Here is a 12885-nt window from a genome sequence, read left to right as displayed (position 1 = left end):
GAAAAATTATGAAAACACTTAAATTAATTGCATTATTGGCGTTTGTGTTGACAGGTTCATTTAGCGCCCATTCACAAACAGCTACCGGCAAGGTGTACCTGATCAGATCAACGGGTTATGCTGGGCTTGCCGTCAATTATCATTTTTTTGTTGATGGCAAATTAGTCTGCAAGCAAAAGAACAGGAGTTATTCTATACATGATCTCAATGTTGGAGACCACATGATCAGTATAACTACAGGCGGCTTGCCACCTGCGAAGAAAACGCCTGCAGTGAAGATTACTGTTGTAGAAGGGAAAACAAATTTTATCAGTGTTGTTAGCACAGAGGCCGGTTATTTGAACAAAATCGCCTGTCAGGAAATCACAGAAAATTCTGCCCAGCCACTCCTGGCAAAGGCTAAGGAAAAAACTAACTGCCTGGCTAAAGAGTAACTTTCATTTTGCTTTCAAGCCCAATTCTCTTGCATTCGCTATTTAATGGATGCCTTGAGGATTGGGCTTGTTGAGCGATAGCTATCATTTAAAATAGAAATTCGATGATCTTCTGATAGCTCAATTTCAATTATTATCCGTTGTAGAAATCCGGCGTAGGGTTTAAGGTTTTATTTTGCCACTGGTGCCAATATGGGTATGTTGGCGGGACATTGCTTGCTTCATCCAGCCTCTTCACCTGGTCCACTGTTAAATTCCATCCTACGGCATCCAGATTTTGCTTTAATTGCTCTTCATTGCGTGCACCAATAATGATACTTGACACGGTAGGGCGCTGCAATAACCAATTGAGCGCTACTTGTGCCACGGTTTTGTTTATTTCCGAGGCTATTTCTTCAAGCACATCTACCGTGTTATAGAATACTTCTTCCTTTACTACCATCTCAGGTACCGGGCTGCCACCCTGGGCTACACGCCCTTCTTTTGGTACTGGCTTATTGCGGCCATATTTGCCACCAAGCCTGCCGGCAGATAGGGGCGACCAGATGATAGCACCAACATTTTGATCAAGCCCCAAGGGCATAAGTTCCCATTCGTATTCGCGGTTGGCCAGTGAATAATAAACCTGGTGTGCGATGTACTTGTTCCAGCCATGCGCTTTAGCAACTCCAAGAGATTTCATCAGGTGCCATCCTGAAAAGTTAGATGCAGCGATATAACGAACTTTACCACTTTCAACCAGATCGTCCAGTGTGCGCAGCGTCTCTTCAACAGGCGTTACCCCATCAAATCCATGCATGTGGTAAACATCGATATAATCGGTCCCTAAACGTTGCAGACTGCCTTCAATCTGTTTCAAAATATGGAAGCGTGATGATCCCTGGTTATTTGGTCCCTCGCCAAAAGTAAAAGTGCTCTTCGTTGAAATGAGTAACTTGTCCCTCTGTTTACCGGCTATTGCTTTCCCCAGCACTTCTTCAGCCATTCCATCTGAGTATATATCAGCAGTATCAAAAAAGTTTACTCCTGCCTCAAGGCAAATGTCTATAAGCCTTGTCGCTTCTGCAGCTTCAGTACTTCCCCAGGCTTTAAAAAAATCATTGCCACCACCAAATGTAGCGGTTCCAAAACTAAGTACCGGCACGTGCAGACCTGACGCGCCTAATTGTCTGTATTCCATTTTTCTCTGTTTAAATAGTAAGATTGTTAATTAGTTTTTGTTTTTAACCGCACCACGAGGTACGGCGGTTTTCGTAAGTCCCTGTTGCCATTCAAACTGGGCAGGCGGTTCCATTGCCCCAGGGTCACATAAATATAACCGTTGCGGTATGCGAGGCCATCAGGCCACACAAAGTTTTTTTCATCATGTGCAAGCAGATCAAAATGACCAGCAGCAGATCTCTGAATAATGGACTGCTGTTCAAAAGCTCCAAAAAATATATTTCCATTTTCATCTTCAGCCAGGCCATCACATGCAGGATGTTCGCCCTCATATTTTACTGAGTCCGCCAATTGATGGTTACTGATGCCGGTATCACTCAACAGACGGGTAGGGAGGCTGTACATTTTGCGGCCCGTAATCGCCGTCCAGTACAGGGTTTGGCTGTCCGTGCTAAGTGCGAGCCCGTCAGCTCCACCACTGGGAAAGGTCTGCTTGCTGAAATTATAGACATGGGGCCTACCTTCCAGGAAGCCCATAAATCCAGCTTCGGGCGAAGTGCTATAATGGTTGATCAGTACCTCCCTGGTTTTGCCAGAAGCTATGTCAATGACGATGATGGAGTAGTGCTCGCCAAAGCCGGAATTTGAGATGTAGACAGTTCCCTTTTCACCATGAGTCAAATCGACCCGAAGGTCGTTATAATGTGAGTTGTCAGACAACACAGGTTTTGGGATCTCCAGTGTATGCAGGATCTTTTTGCTCCTGCAATCTATTGCAACAACCTTGGCTGCACCTTCAGGTATCTCTTTTATTCCGGCACGTTTACCGTCGTCAAGAATCCAGAGTACGTCATCTTTATCAATATACAACCCATGAGGCGATACCAGCCAGTCATGATAAGGCTTTTTCGAGGGATATACATACGCTGCTGAAGGAAAGGCAACTGGTTTGCCATTGATCAGTTCTGCGAGCGCAAAGGATTGGTGATTGTCAGCATGTCTTGGAAAGCTCAGGAATATGCGATTGCTGGAGGTAACTGCGATGCCAGACATATCCGGGGCAGGGGCTGCAATACTGGCAATGACCTCAACGTGTTGCTGGGCCCGTACCGGCAGAAATGTGGTGGAGTATAATAGTACAGACGTGAATATGCTTTTCATCTGGCAAAAATCGAGATTGTATAGGTCATGTATCTTGTAATTATATGACGTTTTGTTGTAGATTTACGATATTTAGAAGACCTAATGAAAAGGACACAGTTTGATCAGTTGGTGATACACGATTTTGAGGAAAGCGTTTTTCATTTACCAGCACATAGCCACACCTACTACGAGTTGATTTATATCCGCAAAGGCTCGGGTATGCATCTGTTAAATCATAATAAAATACCCTACAGAACAGGGGATCTGTTTATGATTTGTCAGGACGACCAGCATGATTTCGAGATCGCAAAGAGTACTCATTTCACTTTTATCAAATTTACGGACAGTTATTTCGCCGGACACAAAATGAACCGGCCCGATGCACACATTCTTTGGAGTCCGGAATCTATAATGACCAATAAGCTATTGAAAGAGGTAAAACTAAAAATGGATGAACCCTGTATCAACATCCTTAGAAAAACGGTTGAAAATATTGTCGATTATAGCTGTCGTAATCATATAGAGTCATCGCCGCTGGTATACTATCAGATATTGTCTGTTTTTGGACTGATCCGGGAAGCTGCAGCAAAATTAAGTATCCGTATCGACGATGGTCAGCCAGATAAAGAAGAGCTTATCTCTTATATCCACCAGCATATTTACGAACCGTCACTGATCAGGATTAAAAATATAGCTCCTCATTTTAACATTGCAGCCTCTTACTTTAGCAGTTACTTTAAGAACAAGTTCGGTATCAGTTACCGGAGTTACGTGAATGCATACCGGTTAAAACTGATTGAAAAACGTTTGGAGGATGCTTCGCTCAGTATCAAGCAAATTGCAGATGAGTTTGGATTTACCGACGAAAGTCACTTGTCACATTTCTTTAAAGACATGAAGCAGCTTAACCCTATACAGTTCAGACAGGGGATTCCTAATAGGGAGGCCTGATCGTCTAGTGTCCATTGATTATATTAACACTACAATTTTACCAGCCCCGGTATTATTTTCCATAAAACAATGAGCTTCGCTGATTTCCGCTAGTTTAAAAGTCCGCTTGATGGCAGGGCTGATCATTCCATCTTCGATGTCAAGTAAAAATTGCCTGAAATGTTCATCAGCTACCCTGATCTGCCCGCTGTCATACACTGTGAGATTTACTGCGGCAGGGATATATCCCATAGGATCAAAATTTTCAATAGACCATTTTTCAGAAAGCATTCCGGTCATACATACCCTGCCACCTGCTGCTGCACATTTTAAAGAATCCTTTATAGTCGTTGTACCAATAAGTTCTAGTACATTATCGACTCCAGGTGTATTGTTTGCATTGGCCTGCTCATAAAGTTTACCATTGTCAATCATAACATCATCGGCTCCGTTAGCCAACAGCAAGGTCTTTTTAGCCTCATCCCTTGTAGTAGCAATTACATGTAAACCAGCAGATTTAGCCAGTTGAGCAGCGAGCAGTCCTACAGATGAAGTTCCACCGCGAATGAGGATAGTTTCGCCACGCTGTATTTTTAGGGCGATATGCAGTGAGCCATAGGCTGTCTGGAACATCTCTGGTAAAGCACCAAGTGTTTCCCATGGTAATTTGCTGCTGAACGGGATAAGGATTTCTTTCGGCAACACTGTATACTCGGCATAGCTGCCATCATAATGCCTGCCCATATGCCCCATAAATGCAGCTACTTGCTGGCCATTTTGATATTCACCGGATGGGTCATCCGCAACTTCGCCCACGCATTCTATACCAAGTATACGCGGAAAATGTACATCTGGGGAAAATCCTTTGCGGGTCATGATCTCCGAGCGGTTGAGCCCAAAAGCATGGATCTTTACCAGGACCTGTCCGGGTTCAGCAGCCGGAACAGGCCTGTTCTCTAGTATAAAGTTCCCCGGTCCGCCTGCGGTATACAATACAGCTGCATTCATAAGTTACTACATTGTGTCTTTAAAATAGTGGGGGTAATTGTCTTAAATCATACTAGTGTTATCACCAATACTCATTCAGGACTCATCATATAAACTGCTGATGTTTCTTTGTTTAATTGGTATGCAGTTCAGCTGGTCAGCTTTTATCAGATATTCTTTACCTTATTAAAGAGATACCTGTAAATTTTCCATTGGTCAGCTATCTTCTTGAACACGAAGAAGTCCCGGCTCTGCTTATCAAAAGTTATACCTGTAACAGGATCTTTCTCTGAAGTTTTTGCATCTGCTACAACAAAAGCGAAATGGTTATCGATCACGATATCCTGGATGGAATACTCAATTTTGAAATTATAATCTTTGAGGTAATCTCCACTGGATTTTAACAGTTCGAAACTTCCCAATGTCTTGTATCCCTCGGGCATAAACTTTCCATCACTGGTATAGAAGCCAGGGATAGCTGCTTTATCTGCAGTATTCAGTGTTTTGGCATAGTCCGTAAGTGTATTCCGGATGTCAAGCGTTTGATCGTGGTTGTTCATAGTTGTTTCAGGTTTAGGATCTTAAAGCTGTTAGTATCCAGGTTTTTTGTACAATCGTTCCCGGTTAGGGTTGATTTCCTTATCATAAACCTCTTCCATCCAAAGCTCTTCAGCAACTTCTACTATATCTACAGAAACTGCCATTTCTGGCTTACCAGTAAATTCAGTTACCTGTTGTGTTACTGCCTGGGCCAGTTTCACTTTGTCTTCTTCTGAGGTTCCCGGGTACATTTTAATAACGATGTGTGGCATGTTGAGTATTTAATTTTATACGACAAAGATGCAGCAGTTGCCTGGCTCTTAACAATGAAGAAGTTTAAGAAATACACTTAACATAGTTTAAGCTTAACCTATGTTAAGTGTATTTCTTAACCTGTGGTAGGAAAAGGCCCTCAGCTTTTTAGCAGATTTGTTCTATGGATATGCAGCTTCAGGAATTACATAAAATTGCAGGCCGGTTCAAGTCGCGGGAAACTATTTCACCAGTGTTTTTTATTGGTCATGGAAACCCGATGAATGCAGTGTGGGACAATGATTTTACACGTTCACTTACAGCCTTGGGCAAGAGGATTGACAAACCTAATGCTGTACTGGTGATCTCTGCACACTGGGAGACCGTTGGTACTTATGTTAGCGTTCACCCTCAACCGCGCACAATTCACGATATCGGAGGTTTCCCTGAAGAATTGTACCAGTTCCACTATCCTTCAGCCGGACATCCTGAATTCGCCAGAATGCTCCGGGAAATGGTAACACTTGCTGATGTGAAGGAAGATCATTTGATGGGATTGGATCATGGTGCATGGACGATACTCAAGTATATCTGGCCTGATGCGGATGTCCCGGTTTTTGAAATGAGTATGGATTATACCAGATCACCGCAATATCATTTTCAACTGGCTGCTCAGTTGAAGGAACTGCGCAAAAAAGGCGTTTTGATCTTGTGCAGTGGTAATATTGTGCATAATGTAGCGATGATGGACTGGAAGGCTATCGATGCCAAACCTTATGACTGGACACTTGAATTTGATGCTTTCGTAAAGAAGCAGATTGATGACCGTAACATGGCCGCACTTTTAAACTATTCAAGTACAAGTTCCAGACTTGCCGTACCAACCGACGAACATTATATGCCCCTCGTCTACGCAATGGGCCTGGTGCAGGGTAACGAGGATATACAGCATATTTTTGAAGGCTACCAATATGCCAGCCTGAGTATGCGCTGCTTGCAGATCGGTTAAATAAATAAAATCATGGAAAACAAAATAGAAACTATAAAAGGAGAGGAACTGATGCTGAGTTACAAAAGCTACCAGCCTGCTCAAACAGATACAAAACCAGGATTAATCATACTCCTGCACGGTATAGGAAGCAATGAAGATGATCTATTTCGTTTGAAAGACAACTTTCCTGTGGGGTTCGTGATCGTATCAGCAAGGGCGCCATATACAATTTCCCCGGGAAGATATACCTGGTTTGAACTCGCTCATCAGGGTGGCAAACCTGTGATCAATGAAGAACAGGCAGAAAAAAGCAGGCTGGTGCTGAATACCTTTATCTCACAGCTTACTGAGCGTTACGGCATAGATGACAAGAACATCTATCTTGGTGGATTTAGCCAGGGTGGGATTATGTCTTATAGTGTCGGGCTCACCTTTCCACAAAAACTTAAGGGCATATTTATCCTAAGCAGCCGGCTTTTGCCCGAAGTAAAGCCATTGATCAAAGTGGGTCTGGTGTTGGAGAAATTAAGAGCTTTTATCGCTCATGGTATAGAGGATAACGTGCTGCCTATCCATTATGCAAGGGAAGCGACAAGCTATCTCAGGGATTTGATGCCGCTGATAGAATATCATGAATATGAGATGGAACACCGCACGGGACAGGAAGAAATAGCAGATCTTAATACTTGGATCGAAGCTGGTGTTAGTGAATAAAATTCATTAAATTGTGGCTTTTACAAAAAATATGTATTCGGTCGCACTCTTTAATAACCTGAACAACTATTCCAGTATTTCCGAAGAACAGTTCAGCCTCATCGCTGAAGTATTGAGTAGACGTTTGATCAAAAAAAAGAGGGCGTTAATTGAAGAGGGGGATATCTGCCGTAATCTGTTTTTTGTGGAAAAGGGAGCGCTTCGTTCTTATAGCACGGGTAATGATGGTACTGAACATGTGATGCAACTGGCCATAGAAAACCAAGTTTCATTACCCAGAAGCCCGGCACGCTCACAGTTGAGTCTATTGAGGAGAGTGAAGTTTTGCTTTTGCCTCATTCTCAAATTGACCATCTATGCGCGAGCATACCCCAGCTCGAAACTTATTTCCGCAAGCTGTATCAGCGCGCATATGTAAATATGCAGCTCCGTCATAATCTGGTTCAAAGTAAATCAGCAAAAGAACGGTATGAGATTTTGATCAGGGATAATCCGCAGTTTGCAGCCCGAATACCATTGATACATATTGCTTCATATCTTGGAATTACAGCAGAAAGTCTGAGCCGCATCAGGAAGCAGGTTGTGAGTCTTCCTTAAAAGGAGAGCACTGATTACTTTTTCACCAGCTCCTTTCTGATCTTACTCAGGAACTCCGGAGTGATGCCCAGGTAGGATGCGATCTGCGTATTAGGCAGCCTGCTGGCAAGGCTGGGATGATGTTCAATAAAGTGCCGGTATCTTTCCTCTGCGCTGACACTAATATTCTGTAATGTACGACTTTGCAGCTGGATGTATTTCCTTTCCAGAATGATGCGGAAATTCCGGTCAAATTTATGATATCTGGTATAAAGGGAAAGCAAATCATCATGTTTTACCTGAAGTATTACAGCGGGTTCAATAGCTTCAATATACACATTACTTGGTATCTCCTGGTAAAAGCTCGTTAAGTCTGACACCCAGTCATTTTCTGTAACAAACTGTAAATTATGTTCCTTACCAGCCAGGTCAATAACGTACATTTTCAAACAGCCAGAAACAACAAATGTAAAGTGTTTACAAACATCACCATGCTGCAAAATAAAACCTCTGCGCTTGATTCTGCGTTCATTGAAATGGGTATATACCTCTTGTCTTTCCTCACTGTTTAGAGGAAAAAGATTGTCAAAGAATTTAATTAATTTTTCTTCAGAATCTGTGGTTTCACCTGGCATAAATGTGAAGGTCTGAATTTTTTCTGGCTTATCATTCTACTTTTTTGGAGTGACATGCAGATCTTTGAAAAAACCCTCAGTACCAACATCCATCCATAATCCTACTGCACCGTTAGCATCTGGCCCGAGTTTCAAATCGTCTACGATTAACGCAGGATATTAGTTCGAACTTAAAAATGGAACTATACATGCCCATACCGCCGGGAAATTTACCTGAAAAGCAGGGTGGGGAGCATTGGGAATAATTGCAAGCTGGACGTGCGGCAACATACTGTAGGCGGAGATAACCGTTTTTAGCGTCGCGTTCTGGTCAAGTTCACCCGCCATAAGTAATACCGGGCAATGTACTTTTTCAAATTCAGCTTTTCCAACATTCAGTGTATTGTAGTAAGCACTAACCATAGAAAGCCATGAATTTACCTTTGTAGAATCTGGCATCAGCGCAAGCTGCTGTTTCCAATACAATGGATCCATTCTGGCAATTTCCCCGCTGGTCAACTTGAATGTTCTTGATCCTCGAATCCATTCGCCGGCACCAATCGTTATCAATTTTTTAACCTTTTCGGGATGCATACCGGCAAGATAATAACCCGTATACCCACCATCACTGAAGCCTAAAACTGTGACACTATCTTTTGTGTTTGCATTGATAATTTCATATACATCTTTTGCTTTTCGCGGGTAATCGCTGGTCTTTCCCATTTCCGATTTGCCATGGCCCCTTGTCGATATGGCAATTACCTGAAAGTTTTTTGAGAGACTATCAATCAATCGGGCCATTTCAAATGTTGAGCCCAGAATACCACCATGTAAAACTACAATAGTTTTACCTTTCCCATAAATCTCATAATAAATTTTTGCATCTCCGGTATTTAGATAATGGCCTGCAGCAGCATTGTTGCCGTAGGGTATCTCCTGCATCGAAGCAGGTCCGGATTGCATAAAGCTGCGCAAATGCTTTAAGTCCTGTGCATTCGCAGTTAAGCAAAATAAGATGGAGAGTGTAAGGAGAAAAGCTGTCCTCAATTTATGTTTTACAACACCACTATTCTTTTCGATAATTATTGATGTATTCATTGTTGTCAAAATTTATGTACAAAGATCAGATCATGCAGGCAGCTGACCAATGCACTTTGTTAAGAAAAACCCTTAACATAGTTTAAGGCCTTTTCTTAACCTGTGATAGGAAAAAAGGGATCTTTTGTCCACACATTTGTGTCCATAATAAAAATAATAAAATATGAAAAGTCTATTGAAAATTGCCTCCCTGTTGTTACTCCTAACGATTGGCGGATCTACCCAAGCACAGACTGCAACTGAAGTGGCTGCATTAAAAAGAGAACTTGCAAAGTATAAAGCTGCGGATAAACTGGTACAAGAGCACCTGAAGACATTTGATACCCTTGATTATACCGTATTCAGCAATCAGCAATGGGCACGAATGCATGAAAGTCATGGAAAAGATATTAAAGTCTTCTGGCCGGACGGACATATCACGACTGGTTTGGCTACACATATTGAGGACATGAAAGCACTATTTGTATATGCACCTGACTGCAGGATCAAACATCATCCGATTAGAATGGGCAGCGGCGATTTAACGGCTGTCTCTGGAGTTTTTGAAGGTACATTCACGAAACCTATGCCAATCGGTAACGGAAAGTTTATCCAGCCGACAGGAAAAAAATTCAATTTTCCGATGGCAACTATTGGAGTCTGGAAGGACGGTGTAATGGTTGAAGAGCACCTCTTTTGGGATAACAAGGCTTTTATGGACCAGATTGGACTTGGTAAATAAATTTGACTGGTAAATAAGTAATATTACCGCTGTAGATTCAAACTACAGCGGTATTTTTTATTGTGGTGCACAATCAATTGCTTGTGAAACCGGGTTGTTATGAGTAATTTCACAGTGATGGATAAGATCAAAACTTTTTCTTTAACCGGTCACGGCCATCTTTTTGCAGTCCCGGATACAAGCCGGGATTATCTTTTTGTACAGGCAGTGAATCATCCCTATCTGGAAGAACCTTATCGTGCAGAAAGTTATGCACTTGCTTATGTTAAGGAGGGTAGTATTAATCTTCAGGCAGGACTTTCCCAGTACCTGATCGAAGCTCCTTCGATGATCTCATTGTCACCCTCTATGATCCGGAGTTTTCGGAAATCTGCTGATTTGATGAAGATGGATATCATCTTTTTCAAAGATTCTTTTTTACTGGAAGGAAACAGAAACCTTTTCTTTTTGATGGAATATGATTTCTTTGAAAACAGTGAGTTGACAGTAGTACCCCTGGCTGATGACTTGCATATAAAAGTTAAAGGTATTTTTGAGTTGATGAGAATGAGCCAGGCCTCGCCAGGTTACCATGTTAGCGATATTAGCCGAAGTTATATCATGGTACTCCTTTACGAGATAGATACCTGGCACCGCATCAGTCGATCGAAAAAGAAAATGCTGGATCAGATTTATCCGCTTTTTGCGAAATTCAAAAAGTTGCTGACCAGAAACTATATGAATGAGAGAAAACTGGATTTTTATGCTGACCATCTTCACGTTACACCCAAATACCTTTCAGTAGCAATTAAAAAACATACTGGAAAGTCCGCCGCGCAATGGATTAATGAAAGTGTTACACTGGAAGCTAAAGTGTTGTTACAGGACTTAACGCTTACCGTATCGCAGATCAGTAATCAACTGAATTTTACAGATCAGTCCACCTTTGGGAAGTTTTTTAAAGCCAATACAGGTTTTACTCCTGTAGGATATAGAAAAGGTTTATAAACAGTGTTTACATTTCATTTTCCAATATGTGTTAGCTAGTACTGCTCTTTTTCAGCAGGAAACTTTTGGGCTTTTACATCTGATACGTAAGCCGTAGTAGCGTTGGCAATCTGACTGTACAAATCAAGGTACCTCCTCAAAAACCTCGGTGCAAAGTCTTTTGATATCCCTAACATATCATGCATCACCAATACCTGCCCGTCAACATGTTTCCCAGCACCAATACCGATGATGGGTATATGAAGAGCTTCGGCAACCTTTTTACCCAATACTGCAGGGATTTTTTCAAGCACTATTGAAAAACATCCTGCATCCTGTAAAGCATGCGCATTGCTGATCAGAGCACTTGCTTCCTGCTCTTCTTTCGCACGAACAGTATAACTTCCAAATTTGAAGATAGACTGGGGCGTCAGGCCAAGGTGCCCCATCACTGGTATCCCTGCCTGTATAAGTCTGTATACCGATTCTAAAATTTCTTCACCACCTTCCAGTTTAAGAGCGTGCGCACCCGCTTCTTTCATTAACCTGATCCCCGATGCCAAAGCTTGCTTGCTGTCACCCTGATAAGAGCCAAAGGGAAGATCTGTTACGATCATTGCGCGTTTTACAGCTCTGACAACGCTTTGTGTATGATATATCATGTGGTCTAATGTGATAGGTAGAGTAGTTTCGTAACCAGCCATAACATTTGCAGCAGAATCACCAACCAGCAGCACATCAATACCGGCCTCGTCGAAAATGCGTGCCATTGAAAAATCATATGCGGTTAGCATCGTTATTTTTTCATTGCTGTTTTTCATGTCCTGAAGAACTTTACTTGTGATTTTATGGAATACTGTTTGAGTTGACATCTGAATTTTTGTTAAAGTCCCTTCTGAATATAGTACTGCAATATTACAGCTCCCTCTGCGCAAAATGTTCGTCATAATCGCCCAATTGTTGGTATAAATGGATTACTGCTGTTTCATTCTTAACCTATCTTAAGGGAAGAACTTAAAATAGCTTAAGTGCTCTTGTGACGCGCAAAGCATAACTTTGGCACGTACCCTCAATTGGCAACGGCAGTAAACAAAGTTGAAATGTTAAACGGTTGATCAACCGGGACCAGGATTAATAAAAATCTATATCATGAAAAAAAAGATGAAATTTGTGTTGACTCTGGCTTTATTAGCCTCATTTGGATATCATGCAGAAGCGCAGGAACAGTATTTTTCTGCTGTTAAACCTGTAGAGACAGGGAAAGCACCGGGCATGAAGGTTAAGCTTTTGAGCAGTGCGGGCGAAACCAAAACTTATATGCTCATTTTTAGCAAGGGTGATGAGGTTGTTTCGGGACTAACGGAATTTGCCCAGCAATGTAAAGTGAAAAGTGCGCATTATACGGGTATTGGAGATGTGATGGCAGCTAAAGCAGGCTGGTTCAATTATAGCCGGAAGCAATTCAAGATCATCAACATCGATACCTCCGAAATCGCATCATTGATTGGCGATATTGCCAGCTTTAATGGTAAACTTGTTGCACACACCCATTTCAGTACCGCCACACGTGATGGATTGGTTCATGGTGGTCATATGATTGAATTGGTTAGTGGTCCAACGATAGAGATCATCATGACAACTGAGCCTGTAGCTCTGTATAAAAAATTAGATGAAGAATTTAATGCAGGAATTATTGATCCGGAGTTGAAAAAGTAAAACACAGGATACACAGCAATGAAAAACGGCAATGGGAGGCTC

At 42.0% G+C, this 12885-nt stretch carries 16 protein-coding genes; 8 read left to right on the top strand and 8 right to left on the bottom strand.

Annotation, left to right across the window (positions count from 1 at the left end; translation table 11 throughout):
* Positions 1–8 precede the first annotated feature (8 nt).
* A complete protein-coding gene (locus FN831_RS23280) occupies positions 9–434 on the top strand; it encodes a hypothetical protein (RefSeq protein WP_142530605.1) in 426 nt (141 codons plus the stop codon).
* Between the two features lie 133 nt (positions 435–567).
* On the opposite strand, the gene FN831_RS23275 is transcribed toward FN831_RS23280, so the two are convergent.
* Together FN831_RS23275 and FN831_RS23270 are read right to left on the bottom strand one after the other, a co-directional pair.
* Entirely contained in the window at positions 568–1614 is a 1047-nt protein-coding gene (locus FN831_RS23275) for an aldo/keto reductase (protein WP_142530604.1), read from the bottom strand.
* Between the two features lie 26 nt (positions 1615–1640).
* A complete protein-coding gene (locus tag FN831_RS23270; RefSeq protein ID WP_142530603.1) occupies positions 1641–2756 on the bottom strand; it encodes an L-dopachrome tautomerase-related protein in 1116 nt (371 codons plus the stop codon).
* Between the two features lie 84 nt (positions 2757–2840).
* Here FN831_RS23270 and FN831_RS23265 point away from each other — a divergent pair, with 84 nt between their 5' ends.
* Positions 2841–3689, top strand: a complete 849-nt coding sequence (locus tag FN831_RS23265) for a helix-turn-helix domain-containing protein (RefSeq protein WP_142530602.1) — start codon at positions 2841–2843, stop codon at positions 3687–3689.
* An 18-nt stretch (positions 3690–3707) separates the two neighbouring features.
* Here FN831_RS23265 and FN831_RS23260 read toward each other — a convergent pair whose 3' ends face one another.
* From FN831_RS23260 to FN831_RS23250, 3 genes are all read right to left on the bottom strand, one after another.
* A complete protein-coding gene (locus FN831_RS23260; protein ID WP_142530601.1) occupies positions 3708–4676 on the bottom strand; it encodes a zinc-binding alcohol dehydrogenase family protein in 969 nt (322 codons plus the stop codon).
* Positions 4677–4822: 146 nt separating this feature from the next.
* Positions 4823–5215 (bottom strand): Cif family virulence factor, encoded by a 393-nt coding sequence (locus FN831_RS23255; RefSeq protein ID WP_142530600.1) that lies wholly within the window; start codon positions 5213–5215, stop codon positions 4823–4825.
* Positions 5216–5245: 30 nt separating this feature from the next.
* Complete coding sequence (locus FN831_RS23250) at positions 5246–5467, bottom strand: tautomerase family protein (protein ID WP_142530599.1); 222 nt, start codon at positions 5465–5467, stop codon at positions 5246–5248.
* A gap of 164 nt (positions 5468–5631) precedes the next feature.
* Between FN831_RS23250 and ygiD the strand changes: the two genes are divergently transcribed.
* From ygiD to FN831_RS23235, 3 genes are read left to right on the top strand one after another with little or no spacing between them, the layout of a single operon-like run.
* Positions 5632–6456, top strand: coding sequence for a 4,5-DOPA-extradiol-dioxygenase (gene ygiD / locus FN831_RS23245; RefSeq protein WP_142530598.1), 825 nt, complete (start codon positions 5632–5634; stop codon positions 6454–6456).
* Between the two features lie 12 nt (positions 6457–6468).
* Positions 6469–7152 (top strand): alpha/beta hydrolase, encoded by a 684-nt coding sequence (locus FN831_RS23240; protein WP_142530597.1) that lies wholly within the window; start codon positions 6469–6471, stop codon positions 7150–7152.
* Between the two features lie 13 nt (positions 7153–7165).
* Positions 7166–7570, top strand: coding sequence for a Crp/Fnr family transcriptional regulator (locus FN831_RS23235; protein WP_142530596.1), 405 nt, complete (start codon positions 7166–7168; stop codon positions 7568–7570).
* A gap of 193 nt (positions 7571–7763) precedes the next feature.
* Here the strand turns inward: FN831_RS23235 and FN831_RS23230 are convergent, their stop codons facing one another.
* Positions 7764–8363: a Crp/Fnr family transcriptional regulator gene (locus tag FN831_RS23230; protein WP_142530595.1), complete on the bottom strand. Its 600-nt coding sequence runs from the start codon at positions 8361–8363 to the stop codon at positions 7764–7766.
* A 159-nt stretch (positions 8364–8522) separates the two neighbouring features.
* Entirely contained in the window at positions 8523–9440 is a 918-nt protein-coding gene (locus tag FN831_RS23225) for an alpha/beta fold hydrolase (protein WP_142530594.1), read from the bottom strand.
* 163 nt (positions 9441–9603) lie between these two features.
* Between FN831_RS23225 and FN831_RS23220 the strand changes: the two genes are divergently transcribed.
* Complete coding sequence (locus FN831_RS23220; RefSeq protein WP_142530593.1) at positions 9604–10161, top strand: ester cyclase; 558 nt, start codon at positions 9604–9606, stop codon at positions 10159–10161.
* Positions 10162–10260: 99 nt separating this feature from the next.
* Positions 10261–11148, top strand: a complete 888-nt coding sequence (locus tag FN831_RS23215) for a helix-turn-helix domain-containing protein (protein WP_221931392.1) — start codon at positions 10261–10263, stop codon at positions 11146–11148.
* 35 nt (positions 11149–11183) lie between these two features.
* Here the strand turns inward: FN831_RS23215 and panB are convergent, their stop codons facing one another.
* Positions 11184–11999, bottom strand: coding sequence for a 3-methyl-2-oxobutanoate hydroxymethyltransferase (gene panB / locus FN831_RS23210; RefSeq protein ID WP_142530592.1), 816 nt, complete (start codon positions 11997–11999; stop codon positions 11184–11186).
* 277 nt (positions 12000–12276) lie between these two features.
* On the opposite strand from panB, the gene FN831_RS23205 reads away from it, so the two are divergent.
* Complete coding sequence (locus tag FN831_RS23205) at positions 12277–12843, top strand: PPC domain-containing DNA-binding protein (protein WP_142530591.1); 567 nt, start codon at positions 12277–12279, stop codon at positions 12841–12843.
* The last annotated feature ends 42 nt before the right edge of the window (positions 12844–12885 follow it).

Origin of the sequence: Pedobacter westerhofensis, from assembly GCF_900182595.1 — a bacterium.
GTDB classification, from domain to species: Bacteria; Bacteroidota; Bacteroidia; order Sphingobacteriales; family Sphingobacteriaceae; genus Pedobacter; species Pedobacter westerhofensis.
This window is presented reverse-complemented; position numbering and strand designations above follow the sequence as displayed.